Below are 23,705 nucleotides of genomic sequence, written 5' to 3' on the forward strand. Positions count from 1 at the left end.
AATCGTTCGCAAGTGTAAGTTAAGCGTTCACTGTGCGAAACGCTTTGTTACGAAATTTCTGAGGAGAATGGGTTTGCTTCGTAGGAAAACGTTTGCGCGGAGAAGATCTGTTGCGCCGTGATTACACCCGATGTAATTGGCATGGCGCGCTCGCGTCACTACTGTGTGGTCATCGCGCGGCCATTCCGGCCGCGCCGGCTACCAGGAGAGGTTCATGTCCAGCCATGTCATTCACACGACGGCAAGCGCACCGGCGCAATCGCGGCCCGTGCTCGAGCAACTGCAACAACGCTTCGGCCTGATTCCGAACATTGCGGGGGCGATGGCTGCATCGCCGGTCTTGATCAACGGTTTTATCAGGCTGTTCGAGCGCGTGCATGCGAGCAGCCTGACCGAACCGCAGATCCAGACGCTGCTGCTGACCAATGCGGTGGTGAACGCGAGCGAATGGCCGGTCGCGTTTCATACGGCGCTCGCGCTGAAGGAAGGCGTAGCGCCCGCCGATGTCGACGCCATCCGTCACGGCGCCTTGCCCGGCGATGCCTCGCTCGCGGCCTTGTCGGGGCTGGCGCGCGCGCTGATCGAAAGGCGTGGCCGGGTCTCCACGCGTGATCAGGAACGCTTCCTCGCAGCGGGTTTCAGCGAAGAGCAGATACTGGAGGTCATCGCGGTGGTGGCGGCATCGACGATCACGAACTATGCGGGCAGCATCACGCAGCCGCCGCTCGAAACGCAGTTCGAAGCCTTTGCATGGCATCCCACCCCGGAGATTCGATGAACGACACGCGTCCCGACCGCCCCGCGCCGCCGTCCGGCTTAGGCGACCTGCTGCGCTACTGGCGCGACGTGCATGGCGTCAGTCAGCTCGATCTCTCGCTGGAGGCGGGGATTTCGCAGCGGCAGATCAGTTTCATCGAAAGCGGACGCAGCGTGCCGGGCCGCGACACGCTGCTGACGCTTGCCCAGACACTCGACGTGCCGCTGCGCGAACGCAATGCGCTGCTGCTCGCGGCGGGGTACGCGCCGATGTATTCGGAAGCGCCCTGGAGCGCGCAGGAGATGCATGGCGTGATTCGCGCGCTCGAACGCGTGGTGCGCCAGCACGAGCCGTTTCCGGCCATCGTGATGGACCGGCACTGGAACGTGCTGATGACCAATGACGCGGCGCCGCGCTTCTTCGGCAGTTTCATCGACATGGCCGCGCGCCAGGGGCCGCGCAACATGCTGCATCTGATGTTCGATCCGCACGGCATGCGGCCGCATGTGAAGCACTGGGAGGAACTTGCGCGCAGTCTGCTGCAGCGTGTGCAGCGTGAATCGGTGGGCCGCGTGCTGGACGCGGGCACCACGCGGCTGCTGGATGACCTGCTGGCCTATCCCGGCGTGCCGCAGGACTGGCGTACGCATCACGAGCCTTCCGCCACGCCGGCGATGCCCGTCATTCCGATGGTGTTTTCACGCGGCGCACGCGTGCTGCGCTACTTCTCGCTCGTTACGACGGTCGGCACGCCGCAGAGCGTGGCGGCGCAGGAGTTGCGCCTCGAATGCATGTTCCCCGCCGACGATGAAACCGACGCGCATCACCAGCAACTCCTGGCCAATGATGCGCATAAGACTACCAGCGCACGTTGAACGTGCTGCATAGCTCGTCGATGGCGGATTGTTCGAGCGGTGCCGGGCGCGGCGTGGTCATGAGCCACAGGCGCGCGGTTTCCTCGAGTTCTTCCAGCGCCCAGGACGCGTGCGAAACACTGCGTTCCCATACCACCGGACCGAGACGCTCCAGCAACACGGCGCGCACCGAGGCCGCACGCGCGGCGATTTCAGCCGCGACCTGCGGATCGCCCGGACGCCGATAGCGCACCAGCGGCACATGTCCGACCTTCATCACGTAGTAGGGCGTGATGGGCGGCAACACGTCTTCGTCGCTCCAGACGCCCGCGAGCGTCAGCGCGACGAGCGACGTGGAATGGGTATGCACGACACCGCGCGTGTCCGCGTTGCCCGCATAGATGCGCCGATGCAGCTCCAGCGTCTTCGAAGGCCGGCCGCCTGAGACGTGCTGACCTTGCGCATCGACCTTCGCGATCTCCGCGGGATCCATGCGGCCGAGACAGGCGTCGGTCGGCGTGATGAGCCAGCCGTCGTCGCAGCGCGCGCTGATATTGCCCGCGCTGCCCACCGTATAGCCGCGCGCATAGAGACTCGCGCCGACCGTGCAGATTTCCTCGCGCAGCTTCGCGTCGCTGCCGGTGTTGATCATCGCTCCGCTCATGAACGTTCTCCGTCGGCGTAACGCAGCGCCTTCGCGAAGAAATCGCGTGCGCCGAAATTGCCCGACTTGAGCGCGAGCACCAGCGGCGTCTCGCCCAGCGCGACCGTCACGGGCACGCCCGGGTCGATGGGCGGTCCGATCTGCAGCATGTTCACGTCGAGCGCCTGCACCACCGCGCCCGAGGTCTCGCCGCCCGCCACCACGAACTTGCGCACGCCGCGCGCCTTCGCTTCACGCGCGATGGCCGCGAGCGCATCTTCCACGAGCTTCCCCGCCGCCGCGACGCCGAGTTCGCGTTGCACTTCGCCCACTTCCTCCGGCGCGGCCGTCGCGTAGATCAGGACAGGCTGTCCGTCGTTGCTGTCGATGAATGCGAGTGCCGCTTCAACCACCGCCTCGCCGCGTGCGAGCGAACGCGGATCGACACGGAAGGCGGGACGCGTGGCTTGCCATTCGGCCACCTGCGCATTGGTTGCCTTCGACGCGCTGCCGGCCAGCACGAGCGCCGGCCCGCTGACGGACGGCAGGTCGGCGGCCTGTTCGTTCGGTTCGATCAGCCCCGCGCGGCGGAAGTTCTCCGGCAGCCCGATGGCGACGCCCGAGCCGCCCGTCATGAGCGGCAAGTCGGCGCAGGCTTCGCCGAGGTTGCGCAGGTCGGCGTCGGTGAGCGCGTCGGCGATGGCGAGGCGCACCCCGTCCGCACGCAGCCGCGCGATGGCCTCACGCACCGCCGCAGCGCCGGCCGCGACCGTGGCGCTGCCGATCAGACCCACCTTCGAATTCGACTGCCGCTGCAACACGCGCACGAGGTTCGGATCGCGCATCGGCGTGAGCGGATGGTTTTCCATGCCCGACTCGTTCAGCAGCACATCGCCGACGAACAGATGTCCGCGATACACCGTGCGCCCGTTCTCCGGAAAGGCCGGGCAGGCGATGGCGAAGTCGCCTTCGCTGCCGCTGGCCGCGAGCGCATCGAGCAGCGCTTCGGCGACCGGCCCGATATTGCCCGCGTCGGTCGAATCGAAGGTCGAGCAGTACTTGAAGAAAAACTGGCGGCAGCCCTGCGCGCGCAGCCACTCGAGCGCAGCGAGCGATTGCGCGACGGCGTCTTGCGCGTCGATGGTGCGCGATTTCAGCGCGACCACCAGCGCGTCCACGTCTTCGGCCACGGCGGATGCGGGCACGCCGATGCTCTGGATCGTGCGCATGCCGCCGCGCACGAGGGTGCTGGCGAGGTCGGTGGCGCCGGTGAAGTCGTCTGCGATGCATCCCAGTACGGGACGGCGTGTGCGTGTGTGCATGGTGTTCCCTCCGTGCATCGATTGTACGGCGCGATGATCGATTCGTGTTAATCGGTGTTAAAAAAATTGACGTAAATGGTAAAGAGCGTTAACGTCTGCGGTATCCGATGTGGACGACGTCCGCGTTTTTTCATTCCTGATTTTCCCGTTAGCCGGCGGAAAATTCTGCCGGCCACGCCTTTTTGCGCGGATCCCAAGATGAATTTCGAGCTTCTCTTTGCCTCGCCGTCGCCGGCTCAGACAGTCCAGCCGGTGCGCTACGCGCTGACCGGCGCCAAGGGCGGCTTTGCCCGCACGCTGCTGGCGCAGACGCGGCTGATCGAACGGCTGGTGCCCGCCGCGCTGTGCGATCTCGACGTCCCGGGCCTGCGCGCGATGTGCATCGAACTGGGCTTCGCCGAGGCGTCGCTCATCGAGTGCACCGACGCGGCCAGCGTGGCCGCGCTCGCGCCTGATCAAATCGCGCTGGTTGCCGATGTCGCGCTGCTCGCGTCGTCGGAATGGGACATCCTCGTCGAGGCGACCGGCAATCCGTCGGTGGGGTATCGCGTGGCGGTGGCGGCGTTGGAAGCGAAGCGCCACGTCGCCATGGTCAGCAAGGAAGTCGATTCGGTGGCGGGCGTCGCGCTCGCACGGCTCGCGGAACGCCACGGCGTCGTGTACACCACGGCGGACGGCGACCAGCCGTCGAACCTGATCGGCTGGGTGACGTGGGCGCGCGTGCTGGGGCTCGACGTGGTCGCGGCGGGCAAGTCGAGCGAATACGACCTCGTGTTCGACGCCGACACCGGCAACGTCACGCAGCTCGACCAGACTTTCGCCGCGCCGGAACTCGCCGGCCTGATGACGCTCGGCGACGACATCGCTGCGACCCTCGCCGCACGCCGCGCAGCGCTGCGCGGCCGCAAGACCTCGGCGACGGCGGACTACTGCGAAATGAGCGTGGTCGCGACCAACACGAACCTCGTGTCGGACGTCGAGCTGCTGCATTACCCGGTGGCGCGTACCACCGAACTCGCGGACATCTATGCGCTGCGTGAAGACGGCGGCGTGCTGTCGCGCGGCGGCGTCATCGAAGTGTTCAACATGCTGCGCCGTCCCGATGAAGCGAGCTTCGCGGGCGGCGTGTTCGTCGTCGTGCGCACCTTCGATAAGCCGACCTGGGAATTGCTCGCGCAGAAGGGCCACGTGGTGAGCCGCAACGGCCGCTATGCGTGCATGTATCTGCCGTATCACTTCATGGGCGTCGAAACGCCCATCTCGCTGCTCGACGCAGTGCTGCACGGCCGGCCCTCGGGCTCCGCGAAGCCGGCGCAATGCATCGTGCTGGCGGGCCGCGCGAACGTCGATATCGCCGCGGGCACGGTGCTGCACATGGGCGGCCATCATCACGACGTGACCGGCGTGCAGGCCGTGCTGCTCGATCGCAGCCGCGCGCCGGGCGACGTGGCGCCGCTCTATCTCGCGGCCCACACGACACTGGCCCGCGATGTGAAGGCGGGCGAGCTCATCACCATCGCCGACCTGCGCAATCCCGACGAAGCGCTGCTGCGCGCGTGGGAAGAGGGCTGCGAATAAGCGCAGCGGGCAACAAGACACACTGAAACAGAAGGAAGGGGAGACCATGCGGGGAGAATTTGGAACGATCACGATGGCGGTGATCGCGATCATCGTGCTGATCGTATTGATTGCGCGGTTCAAGCTGAGTCCGTTCATCGCGCTGACGCTGACGGCGCTCGGACTCGGGCTCGCGGCAGGCGTGACGCCGGAGCATGCCATCGACAGTTTCACGAAGGGCTTCGGCGGCGCGCTGGCGCGCACCGGTCCCGTGGTCGGTCTGGGCGCGGTGCTCGGCGGCATCATGATCGGCACGGGCGGCGCGGACCGCATCGCCAATGCCTTCGTCGGCAAGCGCCCGCTGTGGCTCGCGCCGTGGACGGTCTGCGCGGCAGCGTTGCTGATCGGCATGCCGCATCTGTTCGACGTGAGCTTCATCATGCTCGCGCCGCTGGTCTATACCATCGCGCGCCGCACCGGCAGCCATCTGCTGTACATCGGCTTGCCGCTCGCCGCCGGCCTGTATGTGTCGCATGGTTTGCTGCCGCCGCATCCGGCGCCGACGCTCGCCGTCAACGCGTATCACGCGAACACCGGCCTCACGCTGCTGTACGGCCTGATGATCGCGATTCCGGCGGCCGTCATCACCGGTCCGCTCTTCACGAATCTTGCGCGCCGCACCTTCGGACCGGCGCCGGATCTCTCGAAGGGCCCGGGCGGCACGCGCACCGACACGGAAAGCACCGGCGAAGTCTCGCTCGCCTTGTCCGTGCTGTGTCTGCTGATCCCGCCGGCCTTGATGCTGATCGGCACGGTCGGCATGGACTACAGCGTGAAGGGCAGCGGACAGTATGTGTTTTTCCAGTCGCTCAACGACCCGATTCTGTCGCTGCTCGCCGCCGTGATCTTCGCGTTCTTCGCGCTGGGCATCAAGGGACGATTCCCGCTCGCGGACATGCAGAAGATGATCAGCAAGGGCATCGCGCCGCTGTCGGCGATCCTGCTGATTCTCGGCGCGGGCGGCGGCTTCAAGCAGATGCTGACGTCGATTCATCTCGACACCATCATCGTCTCGCACACATCGACGTGGGCTGTCAGCCCGCTCGTGCTGGCGTGGCTGATCGCGGCGCTGCTGCGGGTATGCGTCGGCTCGGCGACGGTGGCGACCGTTGCGGCGTCGGGCATCGTCGCACCGTTGTTGATGTCGCATCCGGGCGTCTCGCCGGAACTGATGGTGCTGGCCACGGCGTCCGGCGCGGTGATGCTGTCGCACGTGAACGACTCCGGCTTCTGGCTCTTCAAGGAGTATTTCCAGCTGACGGTGGCGCAGACGCTGCGCACCTGGACGCTGATGCTGTGCGTGCAGTCGCTGGTTGGACTGGGCGGCGTGCTGCTCATCAATATGTTCATCGGCTAAGATAGGCGACCCGCGATCCGCCGCGCACGCTGCGTCACGCTGCGTCACGCGGGACGCCTAACCCAGAACCCTTCATGTCGAGCCAAGCCAAACCCGATGCCGCCGAAGTCCCGCTGATTCCCGATCAGCGGCGCGAAGCCATGCTGCGTCAGTTGCGCCGGGACAAGGTGCTCTCGGTGCATCAGTTGATGGAATCGTTCAACTGTTCGCACATGACGGTGCGGCGCGACATCGCCGCGCTGGAAGAAGCCGGCTTCGTCTACACGGTGCCGGGCGGCGTGCGCATTGCGAGTCACCTGAACACCGAGCCGAGCCATCAGTCGAAGGCAGTGGTCGAGCAGCCGCAGAAGCAGGCTATCGCGCGCCGTGCCTGTGAAGGTCTGCGCCCCGGCATGTCCATCTATCTCGATGCCGGTACGACGATGCTGTCGTTCGTGCCGCATATCGTCGAGCTCTCGAACATGACGGTCGTGACCAACGACTTCGAGATCGTGCGCGAACTCGCGAGCGCGCAGCATGTGAACGTCATCCATATCGGCGGACAACTCGACCACAAGAACCTGTCGAGCGTCGGCACGCTGGCGGCGGCCACACTGCGTCAGGTCGTGCTCGACGTGGCCTTCATCTCGGCGAGTTCGTGGGATCTGCGCCGTGGCGTCACTACACCGTCGGCGCCGAAAGTGGAAGTGAAGCTCGCGGCGATGGACGCCGCATCGCGCACCGTGCTCACGGTTGCGAGTTCGAAGTACGGCATGGTCGGGCTGTACAAGGTCGCGAGTCTCGAGCACTTCGACCAGGTCATCACCGACGATGGCCTGGCGCCCGCCGCGGCGACTGGCATCCGGCAATCGGGCATCGATCTCGCGCTGGCTTCGGTGGCGTGACGCGCTGCGTCCGTCGCATTCTCTGCTTCAATGCGGCCTGGCGCGCTCCGCACGCCTGAATAACCCCACTACAATGAGCGCCGCACCCGGCGCGTCAATTCCCATTCGAATGGCCTGAGGAATCGGGCGGACGCGCTGCGCATGGCGACAGCGTTCGCCCCCTTCCTGGAGCGTCCATGTTCGGTAACCTGCGGATCGAAAGAGGCCCTGACTGGCAGGTCCACGTTTCCACGGACAGCTGGATGGTCGCGACGCTGCTGGTCGTCGCGTTGCTGCTGGGCATCCTGCTCGCCAGCGCCGTCTGCTATTACCTGACGCGCTGGATCATGCTGATGATCGTCAGCCGGCTCGCGCGCAAGGAAGGGCGCAAGTGGCTGGTCGCGGCGGAGCGTCATCGCGTGTTTCACCGGCTCGCGCCGCTCGTGCCCGCGGGCATCGTCCTGTGGGCGGCGCCGCTGCTCACCGGGCTGAGCTTTCCGGTCATCCCGGCGCTCGGCCAGCCCCTCGCCATCCTCGCTGCGTGCTTCATGGTCGTGACGCTGGTGCGCGCCGCGCTCGCGCTGCGCGACAGCATCGAGGAACGCTATAGCCACGTTCCGTCCGCGAGCGAGCGGCCCATCAAGAGCTTCCTGCAGATCGCCACCATCGTGGTGTATCTGGTCGCGCTGATCGCCATCGTCTCGATCGTGCTGGAACGCTCGCCGGTGTATCTGCTGACGGGCCTCAGCGCAATCACCGCGCTGCTCATCATCATCTTCCGCGATTCGCTGCTGGGCTTCGTCGCCAGCATCCAGCTCGCGGCGTACGACATGCTGCGCGTGGGCGACTGGATTGAAGTGCCCGGCTTCGTCGCCGATGGCACGGTGATCGATATCGCGCTGAACACCATCAAGGTCCGCAACTTCGACAACACCATCGTGATGTTGCCGAGCCAGGTGCTGCTGGCGAACAGCGTGAAGAACTGGCGCGGGATGACGGAAGCGGGCGCGCGGCGGTTGCGGCATGCCATCCATTTCGATGTGGACACGATTCGCTATCCCGACGATCGCCTGCTTGCGCAGCTGCATGAAGCGTTCGACCTGCCGCTCGCCGTACCCGACGACGAACGCCGCACCAATCTCGGACTGTACCGCCGCTACCTCGGCGCGTGGTTCAGGGCGCATCCCGCGGTGCGGCGCGACATGCCGGTGGTGATTCGCCAGATGCAATCGTCGGCGCCCGTGCTGGCGCTGGAAATCTGCGTGTATATCGCGGAAATCCGCTGGGAGCGCTACGAGGCGCTTCAGTCCGACATGCTCGATCACGCCTATGGCGTCGTGCCGATGTTCAACTTGCGCTGCTGGCAACCGGAACGCGGCATTGCCGCTCCGCAATGAGACAAGGCTCGCCCTGGTGTCGCGGCGAAGGTCGATGCGGCAGTGCGGCATTTTAATCGGCGCCTTATCGATTCAGCCAGCTCGATTAAAAGATTGAATCGAAGATTATTAATCTGGGACAGACGATTGCTCATGCTAAATAAATTGCCGATCGTTTGATAATCCCGGGTTATTTTTTCTGCATGTTGTCTTTTGCTCAAGTTTCTGGCTGTTAAAAAAACGGGGATGCAAAAAGAATAAAACCGGATATTTAAAAGAGAAATGGGTCGGACGGTTTCGTTTATTGAAACAATAATAAGGTTTGATTGATATGATCATTGGCTCGGAGAGAATAATTTTTCTCTACGGGGCGGAGGTTGAGAGACAACCAGGCTTGAAGGCGAAAGAGAGGGTGGCCTATGCTTGCGCTAAGCCGTTAAGAGAGAAGCTCGACGAAACAGGAGTCCTGGCTTGTTTTGAAGCGGGTGTGAAGCGAAAAGCGCCGTCAGCCTGAGGAACGACGCAAACGTTTCCACAACCCGTGCTAAAAGGACCCGTTTGTCGGCTCATAACCTGAGAGAACTGCGTGCGCCTGAAAACCGCTCCCGCCATGTCGGGAGCGGTCGACGATGCGCGCAAGCCGGAGCTGACGATGGCCGTCGAAAACAGCTTTGCAAGAAAAAATGATTTGGTCGCACCTACCCGCTTCGGTCGATTTACCCCTCTTTCCCTATTCATCTCTTTTTCCCTGGCGATAATCGCGGGCCTTGCGAGCACTGAGGCGCAAGCGCTTTGCCTCGGCACGACTTCGGTTTCGTGCACGGGCGCGAATGGCGCCTTCGTCGGCACGACGCCGCAACAGACAGTGACGGTCCAGTCCGGCGCGACGCTCACCCCGGGGCTCGGCACGGCGCTGAGCATGTCCGGCGCCAATCCGACGCTCGTCAACAACGGCACCATCGATCCTTCGCTGCTTGGCATCCTGAGCGTGCTGGCGACGGGCGCGGTGGTGGGCAACTCGTCGGCGAACACGGTCGGGATCACCAACACCGGCACGATCCGGGGCACGACGGGTCTGCTCGGCCTCAATCTCGCCGACCTGACCGGTCTGGCGCTGGTCGCGCAGAACGGCACCGGCGGCACCACGACGATCAACAACAGCGGCACGCTGGGTTCGGCGGCGCTGCTGGGCATCACGCTGATTCCCAACGATGCGGCCGTGGCTGCGTCCTATGGCGGCGCGCGCACCGACTTCACCAACACCGGCACCATCAACGGGCGGGTCGCGCTTCAGGCGCCGACCTCCGGACCGGGCAACACCTTCGTCAATGGCGGCACGATCAACGGCAGCGTGTCGATGGGCGCGGGCACGACCAACACCTTTACGGCGCAGACGGGCTCGTCGGTGAACACCGCGCCCGGCGCGAGCCTGAACGTGCTGGGCGTCGCCGGGTTGTCGCTGGGCTTTGCGGTGCCGGGCATCGTGGACGGCGGCGTGGGCGGCAACAACACGCTCTTGCTGACGCAGGCGGGGGGAGGTCCGACGGCGGGCACCATCAATACGTCGAACTACATCAACTTCCAGCATCTCGGCTTGAACAGCGGCACCTGGACGCTCAACGGCGCCTCGACGGTGCTGGACACGACGCTTCTCGGCGGCTCGACGGCCATTTTCAACGACGGCGGCGCGTTCGGCACCGGCACGATCACCTCGACCGGCGGCACGATCCAGGCGGGGACCGCGGGCCTGACGGTCGGCAACGCGGTGACACTCGGCACGGGCGGCCTCACGGTGCAGGGCACGAACGGCACGACGCTCTCGGGCGTCATGTCGGGCACGGGCGGCCTCACGAAAAACGGCACGGGCACGTTGACGCTTTCGGGCGCGGATACCTACACCGGCGGCACCAGCATCAACGCGGGCACGCTGGCGCTGGGCGCGGGCGGCAGCCTGGCGCCGGCCGGCGCCGTGACGCTCACCGGCGCGGGGGCGGGCTTCAATATCGCCGGGGCGAGCGGGCCGCAGACCATCGGCGGGCTGAACGGCGTGACGGGTTCGTTGATCGGACTCGGCGCGAACACGCTGACGTTCGGCGATGGCAACAACGGCGCGTTCGGCGGCACGATCAGCGGCACGGGCGGCATCGTCAAGAATGGTGCGGGAACCGAAACACTGACCGGCGCGAACACCTACACCGGCGGCACCACGATCAACTCCGGCAAGCTCGCGCTGGGCGCGGGCGGCAGTCTGGCGCCGACCGGCGCCGTGAACCTCGCGGGCGCGGGCACGTCGTTCGATTTGAGCGGCGCGACGGGCGCGCAGACAATTGGCGCGCTGAGCGGGATCGGCGGAACGTCGGTGCTGCTGGGGGCGAATTCGCTGAGTCTCGGCGGCGCGACCAGCGCGGCGTTCGGCGGCACGATCAGCGGCACAGGCGGCATCACCAAGACGGGCACCGGCACCGAAACGCTGACCGGTGCCAACACTTACACCGGCGGCACGACGATCAGCGGCGGCACGCTCGCGCTGGGCGCGGGCGGCAGCCTGGCATCGACCGGCGCGGTGAATCTCAGCGGCGCGGGCGCTGCGTTCAATATCGCGGGTGCGAGCGGTCCGCAGACCATCGGGGCGTTGAGCGGGATCGGCGGGACGTCGGTTGCGCTCGGCAACAACGGACTCACGTTCGGCGATGCCGGCAACGCCACTTTCGGCGGCGCGATCAGCGGCGCGGGCGGCATCACCAAGGCGGGCACGGGTACCGAAACCTTGACGGGCGCGAACACCTTCACGGGCGGCACCACGATCAACGCCGGCACGCTCGCATTGGGCGCGGGCGGCAGTCTGGCCTCGACCGGCGCCGTGACGCTCGCGGGCGCGGGTTCGGGCTTCAATATCGCCGGGGCGAGCGGGCCGCAGACCATTGGTGCGCTGAATGGCGTGACGGGCTCGGTGATCGGACTGGGCGCGAATACGCTGGGATTCGGCGATGCCGGCAACGGCACCTTCGCGGGCACGATCAACGGCACGGGCGGCATCGTCAAGAACGGTGCGGGGACCGAAACGCTCACGGCAGCCAACACCTACACCGGCGGCACGACGATCAACGCCGGCAAGCTGGCGCTGGGCGCGGGCGGGAGCCTGGCATCGACGGGCGCGGTCAATCTGGGGGGCGCGGGCGCATCCTTCGATCTCAGCGGCGCGACCGGCGCGCAAACGATTGGCGCGCTGAGCGGTGTCGGAGGAAGCTCGGTGGCGCTGGGGAGCAACGGACTCACGTTCGGCAACGGCACCAATGCGACCTTCGGCGGCTCGATCGGCGGAACGGGCGGGATCACCAAGGCGGGCACGGGCACGGAGACGTTGACGGGCGCGAATACCTTTACGGGCGGGACGACGATCAGCGCCGGCACGCTGGCGCTGGGCGCGGGCGGCAGCCTGGCGTCGAACGGGGCGGTCACGCTCAGCGGTCTGGGCTCGGGCTTCGATATCAGCGGCGCGAGCGGGCCGCAGTCGATTGGCGGGTTGAACGGCGTCGCTGGATCGGTGATCGGTCTCGGCGCCAATACGCTTGCATTCGGCGACGGCAATAACGGCACGTTCGCCGGCGCGATCAATGGAACGGGCGGCATCGTCAAGAATGGCGCGGGCGTGGAAACGCTGAGCGGCGCGAACACGTACACCGGCGGTACCACGATCAACGCAGGCGGCATTGCCTTGGGTGCGGGCGGAAGTCTCGCCACGACGGGCGCCGTGAATCTCGCGGGGACGGGCGCCTTGCTGGACCTTGGCAACGCGAGCGGTGCGCAAACCATTGGTGCGTTGAGCGGTGTCGGCGGGACGTCGGTGCTGCTGGGCGCGAATCCGTTGACCTTTGGTAACGCCACCAATGCCACGTTCGGCGGCGCGATCAGCGGTACAGCTGGAATCGTCAAGAACGGCACAGGCACGGAAACGCTGACGGGTGCGAACACTTACACCGGCGGCACCACGATCAGCGCCGGTACGCTCGCGCTCGGCGCGGGCGGAAGTCTGGCGTCCAATGGGGCGGTTACGCTTACTGGCCTCGGGTCGGGTTTCGATATCAGCGGCGCCAGCGGGCCTCAATCGATTGGCGGTCTGAACGGCGTAGCCGGGTCGACGATCGGTCTCGGCAACAACACGCTCGCGTTCGGCGACAGCAACAACGGCACGTACGCCGGCACGATCAACGGCGCGGGCGGTATCGTCAAGAATGGCGCGGGCGTTGAAACGCTCACGGGCGCGAACACCTACACCGGCGGCACGACGATCAATGCAGGCGGCATTGCAGTGGGCGCGGGCGGAAGTCTGGCCTCGACGGGCGCGGTCAACCTCGCGGGAACGGGAACGTCGCTCGATCTGAGCAGCGCAAGCGGTGGGCAGACGATCGGTGCGTTGAGCGGTGTCGGCGGGACGTCGGTGCTGCTGGGCGCGAACCCGCTGACCTTCGGCGATGCGACCAACGCAAACTTCGGCGGCGCGATCAGTGGCACGGCCGGCATCGTGAAGAACGGTTCGGGTACCGAAACGCTCACGGGCGCGAACACCTTCACGGGCGGCACGACGATCAACTCCGGCACGCTCGCATTGGGCGCGGGCGGCAGCCTGGTTTCGACGGGCGCGGTCACGCTCACTGGCGCAGGCGCGGGTTTCGACATCGGTGGAGCAAGTGGGCCTCAGACCATCGGCGCATTGAACGGCGTCGCGGGCTCGGTGGTTGGTCTCGGAGGGAACACGCTCGCATTCGGCAACGCCGCCAACGGCACGTTCGCCGGCGCGATCAACGGTACGGGCGGCATCGTCAAGAACGGCACGGGAACGGAGACGCTCACTGCCGCCAACACCTATACCGGTGGCACGACCATCAACGCCGGCACGCTCGCGCTCGGCGCGGGCGGCAGCCTGGCATCGACGGGCGCGGTCAACCTCGCCGGAGCGGGAACGTCGCTGAACCTGGCGAATGCAGCCGGCGCGCAGACGATCGGCGCATTGAGCGGCGTCGGCGGAACTTCAGTGCTGCTGGGCGCGAATCCCTTGACCTTCGGCGACGCCACCAACGCAAACTTCGGCGGCGCGATCAGCGGAACGGCCGGTATCGTGAAGAACGGTACGGGCACCGAAACGCTGACAGGTGCCAACACCTTCATCGGCGGCACGACCATCAACGCGGGCACGCTCGCGCTCGGCGCGGGCGGCAGCCTGGCATCGACGGGCGCGGTCACGCTCACTGGAGCTGGCGCGGGCTTTGATATTGGTGGCGCAAGTGGACCGCAGACGATCGGTGCATTGAACGGCGCCGCGGGTTCGGTGGTCGGCCTGGGCAACAACGCGCTCGCATTCGGTAATGCAGCCAACGGCGCGTTCGCAGGGTCGATCAACGGCACGGGCGGCATCGTCAAGAACGGCGCGGGAACGGAGACGTTGAGCGGCGCGAACACCTACACGGGAGGCACCACGATCAGCGCCGGCACGCTTGCGCTGGGTGCGGGCGGAAGTCTCGCGTCGAGCGGCGCGGTCACGCTTACGGGTCTCGGATCGGGTTTCGATATCAGCGGAGCGAGCGGGCCTCAATCGATTGGCGGTCTGAATGGCGTAGCCGGCTCGACGATCGGTCTCGGCAACAACACGCTTGCCTTCGGCGACAGCAACAACGGCACGTTTGCCGGCGCGATCAACGGGACGGGAGGCATCGTCAAGAACGGCGCGGGCATTGAAACCTTGACGGGCGCGAATACGTACACCGGCGGCACGACGATCAATGCGGGCGGCATCGCAGTGGGCGCAGGCGGCAGTCTGGCCTCGACGGGCGCGGTCAATCTCGCGGGAACGGGTACGTCGCTGGACCTGACGAATGCGGGCGGGGCGCAGACGATCGGCGCGTTGAGCGGTGTTGGTGGCACTTCGGTGCTGCTGGGCGCTAACCCGCTGACCTTCGGCGATGCGACCAACGCAAACTTCAGCGGCACGATCAGCGGCACGGCCGGCATCGTGAAAAGCGGTACGGGTACTGAAACGCTGACCGGCGCAAATACCTTCACCGGCGGCACGACGATCAACGCCGGAACGCTCGCGCTGGGTACGGGCGGTAGCCTGGCATCGACGGGTGCGGTTACGCTCGCCAATGCGGGAACGGGTTTCGACATCGGTGGAGCAAGCGGACCACAGACCATCGGCGCATTGAACGGCGTCGCGGGTTCGGTGATCGGGCTTGGAGCGAATGGCCTCGCATTCGGCGACGCCGCCAACGGCACATTCGCCGGCGCGATCAACGGTACGGGTGGCATCGTCAAGAACGGCACGGGCACCGAGACGCTCACTGCCGCCAACACCTTTACCGGCGGCACGACCATCAACGCGGGCACGCTCGCGCTCGGTGCGGGCGGCAGCCTGGCATCGACGGGCGCGGTCACGCTCACCGGCCTCGGTTCGGGCCTGGATATCAGCGGTGCAAGCGGGCCGCAGTCGATTGGCGGCCTGAACGGTGTCACTGGCTCGGTGATCGGTCTCGGCGCCAATACGCTCGCATTCGGCGACGGAAACAACGGCACCTTCGCCGGCGCGATCAACGGGACGGGAGGCATCGTCAAGAACGGCGCGGGCGTTGAAACCTTGACGGGCGCGAACACGTACACCGGCGGCACGACGATCAACGCAGGCGGCATCGCAGTGGGCACAGGTGGAAGTCTGGCCTCGACGGGCGCGGTCAATCTCGCGGGAGCAGGAACGTCGCTGGATTTGACGAATGCAGGCGGCGCACAAACCATCGGCGCGTTGAGCGGTGTCGGCGGGACGTCGGTGCTGCTGGGCGCGAATCCGCTGACTTTCGGTGATGCCACCAATGCCACGTTCGGCGGCGCGATCAGCGGCGCGGGCAGCCTTATCAAGAACGGCACGGGCACGGAGACGCTGACGGGTGCGAACACCTACACAGGCGGCACTGCAATCAACGCCGGTACGCTTGCGCTCGGCGCGGGCGGCAGCCTGACACCCAATGGCGCAGTCACGCTTACGGGCCTCGGATCGGGCTTCGATATCAGCGGGGCGAGCGGGCCTCAATCGATTGGTGGTCTGAACGGCGTAGCCGGGTCGACGATCGGCCTGGGCAACAACACGCTCGCCTTCGGCGACGGCAACAACGGCACGTTTGCCGGCACGATCGGCGGCACGGGCGGCATCGTCAAGAACGGCGCGGGCGTCGAAACGCTCACGGGCGCGAACACTTACACCGGCGGCACGACGATCAATGCGGGCGGCATCGCTTTGGGCGCTACCGGAAGTCTCGCTCCGACAGGCGCGATCGATCTCGCGGGAACGGGAACGTCGCTCGATCTGAGCAGCGCCAGCGGGGCACAAACGATCGGTGCGTTGAGCGGTGTTGGTGGCACTTCGGTGCTGCTGGGCGCGAACCCGCTAACCTTCGGCGATGCGACCAACGCAAACTTCGGCGGCACGATCAGCGGAACGGCCGGCGTGACCAAGAACGGCGCAGGTACTGAAACGCTGACCGGCGCAAATACCTTCACCGGCGGCACGACGATCAACGCCGGAACGCTCGCGCTGGGCACGGGCGGTAGCCTGGCATCGACGGGTGCGGTTACGCTCGCCAATGCGGGAACGGGTTTCGACATCGGTGGAGCAAGTGGACCTCAGACCATCGGCGCATTGAACGGCGTCGCGGGTTCAGTGATCGGGCTTGGAGCGAATGGCCTCGCATTCGGCGACGCCGCCAACGGCACATTCGCCGGCGCGATCAACGGTACGGGTGGCATCGTCAAGAACGGCACGGGCACCGAGACGCTCACTGCCGCCAACACCTATACCGGCGGAACCACGATCAACGCCGGCACGCTTGCACTCGGCGCAGGCGGCAGCCTCACGCCCAACGGCGCGGTCACGCTCACCGGCGTGGGTTCGGGTTTTGACATCAGCGGGGCGAGCGGCCCGCAGTCGATTGGCGGCCTGAACGGTGTCACTGGTTCGGTGATCGGTCTCGGCGCCAATACGCTCGCATTCGGCGACGGCAACAACGGCACCTTTGCCGGCACGATCGACGGCACGGGCGGCATCGTCAAGAACGGCGCAGGCGTCACTACGCTGACGGGCGCGAACACGTACACCGGCGGCACGACGATCAACGCAGGCGGCATCGCGGTAGGCGCGGGGGGAAGCCTCGCCTCGACCGGCGCGGTGAACCTCGCGGGAACAGGCGCATTGCTCGATCTCACCAATGCAGGCGGAGCGCAAACGATCGGCGCGTTGAGCGGCGTCGGCGGCACGTCGGTGTTGCTGGGCGCGAACCCGCTGACCTTCGGCGACGCCACCAACGCCACGTTTGGCGGTGCAATCAGCGGTACGGGCAGCCTTATCAAGAACGGCACGGGCACGGAGACGCTGACGGGTGCGAACACCTACACAGGCGGCACTGCAATCAACGCCGGTACGCTCGCGCTCGGCGCGGGCGGCAGCCTGACACCCAACGGCGCAGTCACGCTCACCGGCCTCGGTTCGGGACTCGATATCAGCGGCGCCAGCGGGCCGCAGAGCATCGGTGGCCTGAACGGCGTCACCGGTTCGGTGATCGGTCTCGGCAACAACACGCTCGCCTTCGGCGACGGCAACAACGGCACATTCGCCGGCACGATCGGCGGCACGGGCGGCATCGTCAAGAATGGCACGGGCGTCACGACGCTCACAGGCGCAAACACCTACACCGGCGGCACGACGATCAACGCAGGCGGCATCGCTTTGGGCGCCACCGGCAGTCTCGCTCCGACAGGCGCAATCGATCTCGCCGGAACCGGCGCATCGCTCGATCTGACGAACGCAAGCGGGGCACAAACGATCGGTGCGTTGAGCGGCGTCGGCGGCACGTCGGTGCTGCTGGGCGCGAACCCGCTGACCTTCGGCGACGCCACCAACGCCACCTTCGGCGGCGCGATCAGCGGCACGGCCGGCGTGACCAAGAACGGCGCAGGCACCGAAACACTGACGGGCGCGAACACCTTCACCGGCGGCACCAACGTCAACGCGGGCACGCTGGCCATCGGCGCGGGCGGCAGCCTCGCTCCGTCCGGCGCCCTCACGCTTGCATCGAACACCGGCTTCGACATCAGCGGCGCAAGCGGACCGCAGACCGTCGGTGCGTTGAACGGCGCAGCGGGTTCAGTGGTTGGCCTGGGCAACAACACACTCGCATTCGGCGACGCCGCCAACGGCACGTTCGCCGGCACGATCAACGGCGCGGGCGGCATCGTCAAGAACGGCGCGGGCACTGAAACGCTCACCGCCGCCAACACCTTCACCGGCGGCACGACCATCAACGCCGGAACGCTCGCATTGGGCGCGGGCGGCAGCCTGTCGCCGACCGGCATCGTCAACCTGGTGAACGCAGGCGCGGCGCTCGATGTGAGCGGCGCCACCACGGCACCGGCCATCGGCTCGCTCGCGGGCGCGGCCGGTACCAACGTGACGCTGGGCGCGAACACGCTGCAACTCGGCGACGCAAACAACGCCACCTTCGGCGGCACGATCTCCGGCACCGGCGGGCTGGTCAAGGCCGGCACAGGCACCGAAACCCTCACCGGTGCGAACACCTTCACCGGCGGCGCGACGATCAACGCAGGCACGCTTGCACTCGGCGCGGGCGGCAGCCTCACGCCGACGACTTCCGTCACCCTGAATGGCCCCGGCGCGGGCTTCGACATCGGCGGCGCGAGCGGGGCGCAGACGATCGGCGCATTGAACGGCGTCAGCGGCTCCGTCGTCGGCCTCGGCAACAACACGCTCGCCTTCGGCACCGCCGCCAACGGCACCTTCGCGGGCGCCATCGACGGCGCGGGCGGCATCGTCAAGAACGGCGCAGGCACCGAAACGCTGACCGGCGCGAACACCTTCACCGGCGGCACGACCGTCAATGCCGGCACGATCGCAATTGGCGCGGGCGGCAGTCTTGCCCCGACCGGCCCGGTGAACCTCACCAGCGCCGGCACCGCGTTCGATGTCAGTGGCGCGGGCGCGCCGCAGACCATCGGCGCGCTGAGCGGCGTCGGCGGAAGCTCGGTCGCGCTCGGCGGCAACACGCTCGGCTTCGGCGATGCGGGCAACGCTACCTTCAACGGCACCATCGGCGGGACGGGCGGCATCGTCAAGCTCGGCACGGGCACGGAAACGCTCACTGCCGCGCAGACCTTCACAGGCGGCACGAACATCAACGCGGGCAGGCTGGTGCTCGCCGGCGCGGGCGATCTCGCGCCGGGCAGCGGCGTCAATCTGTCGGGCACGGGCGCCGAGCTGGACCTGGGCGGCGCGAACGGCGCACGCACGATCGGCGCGCTGAGCGGCGTCGGCGGCACCGCGGTCACGCTGGGCAACAACGCGCTGACGCTCGGCGACGCCAACAGCACCACCTTCGGCGGCGCGATCAACGGCACCGGCGCCGTCACCAAGAACGGCAGCGGCACGCTCACGCTCACCGGCGGCAACACCTTCACCGGCGGCACCACCGTGAATGCGGGCACCCTCGCGGTCGGCGCGGGCGGCAGCCTGGCTTCGAGCGGCGCGGTGAACCTTGCGAACGCCGGCACCGCGCTCGATGTCAGCGGCGCGGACACGCCGCAGACCATCGGCGCGCTGAGCGGCGTGGGCGGGACTTCCATCGCGCTGGGCGACAACACGCTGGCTTTCGGCGATGCGAACAACACCACGTTTGGCGGCACGATCGGCGGTACGGGCGGCATCGTCAAGCAAGGCAGCGGCACGCAGACGCTGACGGCCGCGCAGACCTTCACCGGCAACACGACGATCAACGCCGGCACGCTCGCACTGGGCGCAGGCGGTGCGCTGGACAGCGCAAGCGTCGTCGATATCGGCCAGCCCGGCGCCGTGCTCGACGTGAGCGGCGCGAGCACGAATCCGACGCTCGGCGGCCTGTCCGGCGTCGCGGGCGGCAGCGTGCTGCTGGGCACGCACAGCCTGTTTCTGGCGGTCAACGGCAACTCGGTCTATGGCGGCACCATCAGCGGCACGGGCGGCATCGTGAAAACCGGCGCCGGCTCGCAGACGCTCGACGGCGCCAACACCTTCACCGGCGGCACCTCGCTCGCAGGCGGCACGCTCGTGCTCGGCAATGCCGGCGCGCTCGGCACCGGCGGCCTGACGGTCGATGCACCTTCGACGCTCGATACCTCCACGGCGCTCACCATCGGCAACGCGGTGACGCTGAACACCGGCGCGACCTTCGGCGGCAGCAACGATCTCACGCTGACTTCGCCGGTGACGGGCGGTGGCGGCATCACCAAGGACGGCGCCGCCAACCTGACGCTCGCCGGCAACAACAACTACAGCGGCGGGACCACGCTCAACAGCGGCTCGATCACCGCGAACACGGGCACCGCGCTCGGCAGCGGCACCGTCACCCTCAACGGCGGCGCGCTCAACACGGGCACCACGCAAGTGGCCATCTCGACGCTCAACGGCGTGTCCGGATCGGCGGTCAATGTGGGCACGGGCGGCATCGCAGTCGGCGGCGGCGACTACGGCGGCACCATCGGCGGCGCGGGCGGCGTGACCAAGACGAGTCCCGGCACGCTCACGCTCACCGGCGAAAACACCTACACGGGCGGCACGACCATCAACAGCGGCACGCTGCAGGTGGGCAACGGCGGCACCAGCGGCAGCATCACCGGGCCGATCAACAACAACGGTTCACTGGTGTTCAACAGCTCGGGCAACGTGACCTATGGCGGCAGCATCAGCGGCAGCGGCACCGTGACGAAGGTCGGCGACGGCACGCTGTCGCTGACCGGCAACAACACGAGCACCGGCCCGGTGGCGGTGGGCGGCGGCACGCTCGACGTCTCCGGCGCGATGCCCGCCGCGCCCGTCACGGTGGGTTCGGGCGGTACGGTGTCGGGCAGCGGCACGGTCGGCAGCGTCGTGGTCCACAACGGCGGCACGGCTGCCGCGACGACGCCCGGACAGGCGCTCAACGTTGCCGGCAACATCACCTTCGAACCCGGTTCGAACTACAACGTCGGCGCAAACCCGCAGCAGCAGAGCGGCCAGATCCTGGCGGGCGGCACGACGCAGATCGAGGGCGGTACCGTCAACGTGCAGGCAGGCGGCGGCAAGTGGGGGCTCAACAACAACTACACCATCCTCACGTCGCAAGGCGGGGTGAACGGGACCTTCACCAACGCCACGTCGAACCTGGTGTTCCTCACGCCGACGCTCGGCTACGACGCCAACAACGTCTATCTGTCGCTGGTGCCGAATGGCGTGCTGTTCCCGTCGATCGCGGCGACGCCGAACCAGCGCGCGGCGGCTACCTCCATCGCTCAGCTGGGCGTCGGCAACCCGGTGTTCGATGCCGTCTTCCTGTCCGACGCGCCCAGCGCTCGCTGGGGCTTCGCGACGCTCGCCGGCGAAATCTACGCGAGCACGCGCAGCATGCTGGTCGACGACAGCCGCCTCCTGCGCGACGCCGTCACCGACCGTCTGCGTCGCGGCTTCTCGGCGGAGGACGGACCGCTGGCGGCGCTGTCGTCATCGCAAGGCGCGATGTGCGACGACACCTCGACCAGCGCAGGCGGCACCACGCATCGCGGTTCCAGCGCGGCCTGCGCCGAGCGCGCGCCGTGGCGGCCGACGGTCTGGGCGCAAGGTTATGGCGCGCATGACCGGCTGAACGGCTCGAACGGCGTATCCGATGTCACGCAGACCACGAGCGGCTTCTTCGCCGGTGTCGATACAGCAGTCAACGATCACTGGCGCGTGGGCGCGGCGGCGGGCTTCGGTCACGGCTCGATCAGCGACGACCTCAACGCCAACGCATCGGTGGACAGCTATCACCTCGCGCTGTACGGCGGCGCGCAGTACGGCCCGCTGGGCGTGCGCATGGGCGGCGGCTACTCGTGGAATCACGCGGACACGGATCGCACGATCGGCTTCTCGGGCTTCAATGCGAAGGAAAGCTCGGGCGAAACGACCAAGATCGGACAGGTCTTTGGCGAAGTGGGTTATGGCTTCGCGGCGGGACCGGTGGCGGTGGAACCGTTCGCCGCATTGGCCTACGTGAACGTGTCGTCGGACGGCTTTGAAGAAAGCGGACCGGCTGCGCTGAAGGGCGATTCCGACAACCAGGGCATCACCTATTCGACGCTCGGCGCCCGGGCCGCGTGGCGCTTCTATCCGGGCGCACACGGCATGCTCACCGCGCGTGCGATGGCCGGCTGGCGGCACGCGATGGGCGACACCACGCCGGTCTCGCGCGTGGCGTTCGTGGCGGGCGGCAGCGGGTTCGACGTGACGGGCGTACCGATCGCACGGGATGCCGCTGTGGTCGAACTGGGCGTGGATGCCGCGATCACGAAGAACCTGAGCTTCGGCGTGCAGTACTCCGGCCAGTACGGCGGCGGTGCGCAGGATCACACGTTGACGGGCAATCTGCAGTGGAAGTTCTGAAGCATGAAGGCCGCGCGTTCGGCGCGCGGCCTGTCTTGTACGCATGACGCCCTACAACGCCACTTCCGGCGGCGCTTGCCGGAAGAACTTCGTGATCCAGCACAGGTAGGCGATCCCCACCACGAACCAGACGCCGCCGAGAACGAGCGCCCGCGTTTCCAGGCTCGCGAGCAGCCAGATATCGGCGATCGCGCCGATGGCCGGAAACACCAGCCCGCCGATCATGCCGATACGCCGCTCGCCATGATTGCCCGACAGCCAGATGCGGATCACGCAGAGATTGACCGCCGTGAACGCGAGGAACGCGCCGAAGTTGATGAACGACGTGGACGTTGCGACATCCATCTTCAACGCGATCAACCCGACCACGCCTGCAATCGCGATGTTGAACGCCGGCGTCTTGAAGCGCGGATGCACGAAGCCGAAAATGCGTCGCGGCAGGATTTCATCGCGTCCCATCGCATACAGCAGGCGGCCGACGCTCGCCTGAGCCGAGATGCCCGAGGCGAACTGCGCGAGAATCAGACCCGCGAGGAACACGCTGACGAAGAGATCGCCGCCGATCATCTTCGCGACTTCGAACGCGGCCGAATCCGTATCCTTGAACTCGGCGCCGGGATGCGCGAGCTGCATCGTCCAGGCCGCGATCACGAAGATGGCGCCGCCGATCAGCGCAATCAGCACGATGGCGCGCGGCATGTTCTTCTTCGGATCGATGGTTTCCTCCGTGAGCGTGGACACCGCATCGAAGCCGAGATACGAATAGGCGGCAATCGCGGCGCCCGCCATGGTCACGCCGAGCGGCACGTGCGGCTTGAAGAACGGCTCGGCCATCGCGATGCCGCCCGGCCCGGCAACCGCCGCCGCGTAATGCCAGCAGAGCGCGACGAACAGCGCGACGATCACGAGCTGCACGATCATCAGCACGATGTTGAAGCGCGCTGCCAGCTCAATACCGACGATGTTCAGTCCGCTCGTCAGCACGATGAACGCGACGATCCACACCCACGACGGCACATGGGGAAACGCGGCGTTGAGATAGGCCGCGCCGATCAGCCAGATCACCATCGGCAGGAAGAAATAGTCGAGCAGCGTCGCCCAGCCGATCATGAAGCCGAGATGCGCGTTGAAGGTCTTGCGCGTATAGGTGTAGGCCGAGCCTGCCACCGGAAAGAGCCGGGCGAGCTTGCCGTAGCTCAATGCCGTGAAGACGATGGCGATGAGTGCGAGCAGGTAGGCGAGGGCGGCCGTGTCGCCGCTGGCTTTCGCGAGCACGCCATAGGTGCCGTAGACGATCAGCGGCGCCATGTAGGCGAGGCCGAACAACAGCACCGACGGCAAGCCGAGCGTGCGTTTCAGGTGCGTCGGTTCGGAGGATGAAGTCGACATGATGTCTCCTGGCCGCAGCAGCGGCCGGTGTAGTTGTGATTCGAGCA

10 protein-coding genes are annotated in these 23,705 nt (G+C 66.9%); 7 read left to right on the plus strand and 3 right to left on the minus strand.

The window, feature by feature from the left end; translation table 11 throughout:
* The first annotated feature begins 214 nt into the window (after positions 1-214).
* Together QCE88_RS24070 and QCE88_RS24075 are read left to right on the plus strand one after the other, a co-directional pair.
* Complete coding sequence (locus QCE88_RS24070; RefSeq protein WP_309907005.1) at positions 215-778, plus strand: carboxymuconolactone decarboxylase family protein; 564 nt, start codon at positions 215-217, stop codon at positions 776-778.
* A complete protein-coding gene (locus QCE88_RS24075; protein WP_309907007.1) occupies positions 775-1,632 on the plus strand; it encodes a helix-turn-helix transcriptional regulator in 858 nt (285 codons plus the stop codon). Before QCE88_RS24070 ends, QCE88_RS24075 begins: the two co-directional genes overlap by 4 nt.
* Here the strand turns inward: QCE88_RS24075 and QCE88_RS24080 are convergent.
* Positions 1,616-2,275, minus strand: a complete 660-nt coding sequence (locus QCE88_RS24080; RefSeq protein ID WP_309907009.1) for an aldolase — start codon at positions 2,273-2,275, stop codon at positions 1,616-1,618. The genes QCE88_RS24075 and QCE88_RS24080 overlap by 17 nt on opposite strands.
* On the minus strand, positions 2,272-3,576 hold the full coding sequence (gene otnK / locus QCE88_RS24085; protein ID WP_309907011.1) for a 3-oxo-tetronate kinase: 1,305 nt from the start codon (positions 3,574-3,576) through the stop codon (positions 2,272-2,274). Before otnK ends, QCE88_RS24080 begins: the two co-directional genes overlap by 4 nt.
* A gap of 198 nt (positions 3,577-3,774) precedes the next feature.
* On the opposite strand from otnK, the gene QCE88_RS24090 reads away from it, so the two are divergent.
* The 5 genes from QCE88_RS24090 (at position 3,775) to QCE88_RS24110 (ending at position 22,269) form a co-directional block, all read left to right on the plus strand.
* Positions 3,775-5,154, plus strand: coding sequence for a homoserine dehydrogenase (locus tag QCE88_RS24090; protein ID WP_309907013.1), 1,380 nt, complete (start codon positions 3,775-3,777; stop codon positions 5,152-5,154).
* 46 nt (positions 5,155-5,200) lie between these two features.
* Positions 5,201-6,550, plus strand: a complete 1,350-nt coding sequence (locus QCE88_RS24095) for a gluconate:H+ symporter (RefSeq protein ID WP_309907015.1) — start codon at positions 5,201-5,203, stop codon at positions 6,548-6,550.
* A 74-nt stretch (positions 6,551-6,624) separates the two neighbouring features.
* Complete coding sequence (locus QCE88_RS24100; protein ID WP_309907017.1) at positions 6,625-7,434, plus strand: DeoR/GlpR family DNA-binding transcription regulator; 810 nt, start codon at positions 6,625-6,627, stop codon at positions 7,432-7,434.
* Between the two features lie 176 nt (positions 7,435-7,610).
* A complete protein-coding gene (locus tag QCE88_RS24105; RefSeq protein ID WP_309907019.1) occupies positions 7,611-8,810 on the plus strand; it encodes a mechanosensitive ion channel domain-containing protein in 1,200 nt (399 codons plus the stop codon).
* Between the two features lie 844 nt (positions 8,811-9,654).
* Complete coding sequence (locus tag QCE88_RS24110; protein WP_309907021.1) at positions 9,655-22,269, plus strand: autotransporter-associated beta strand repeat-containing protein; 12,615 nt, start codon at positions 9,655-9,657, stop codon at positions 22,267-22,269.
* Between the two features lie 51 nt (positions 22,270-22,320).
* Here QCE88_RS24110 and QCE88_RS24115 read toward each other — a convergent pair whose 3' ends face one another.
* Positions 22,321-23,658, minus strand: coding sequence for an APC family permease (locus tag QCE88_RS24115; protein ID WP_409018209.1), 1,338 nt, complete (start codon positions 23,656-23,658; stop codon positions 22,321-22,323).
* Positions 23,659-23,705 lie beyond the last annotated feature (47 nt).

This window comes from Caballeronia sp. LZ035 (assembly GCF_031451175.1).
Lineage (GTDB): Bacteria > Pseudomonadota > Gammaproteobacteria > Burkholderiales > Burkholderiaceae > Caballeronia.

Bases quoted from the DNA above. Each gene is read 5' to 3' on its own strand.
- QCE88_RS24080 (WP_309907009.1), bottom strand. From the start codon at position 2,275: ATGAGCGGAGCGATGATCAACACCGGCAGCGACGCGAAGCTGCGCGAG.
- otnK (WP_309907011.1), bottom strand. From the start codon at position 3,576: ATGCACACACGCACACGCCGTCCCGTACTGGGATGCATCGCAGACGAC.
- QCE88_RS24090 (WP_309907013.1), top strand. From the start codon at position 3,775: ATGAATTTCGAGCTTCTCTTTGCCTCGCCGTCGCCGGCTCAGACAGTC.
- QCE88_RS24100 (WP_309907017.1), top strand. From the start codon at position 6,625: ATGTCGAGCCAAGCCAAACCCGATGCCGCCGAAGTCCCGCTGATTCCC.
- QCE88_RS24105 (WP_309907019.1), top strand. From the start codon at position 7,611: ATGTTCGGTAACCTGCGGATCGAAAGAGGCCCTGACTGGCAGGTCCAC.
- QCE88_RS24070 (WP_309907005.1), top strand. From the start codon at position 215: ATGTCCAGCCATGTCATTCACACGACGGCAAGCGCACCGGCGCAATCG.
- QCE88_RS24095 (WP_309907015.1), top strand. From the start codon at position 5,201: ATGCGGGGAGAATTTGGAACGATCACGATGGCGGTGATCGCGATCATC.
- QCE88_RS24075 (WP_309907007.1), top strand. From the start codon at position 775: ATGAACGACACGCGTCCCGACCGCCCCGCGCCGCCGTCCGGCTTAGGC.
- QCE88_RS24115 (WP_409018209.1), bottom strand. From the start codon at position 23,658: ATGTCGACTTCATCCTCCGAACCGACGCACCTGAAACGCACGCTCGGC.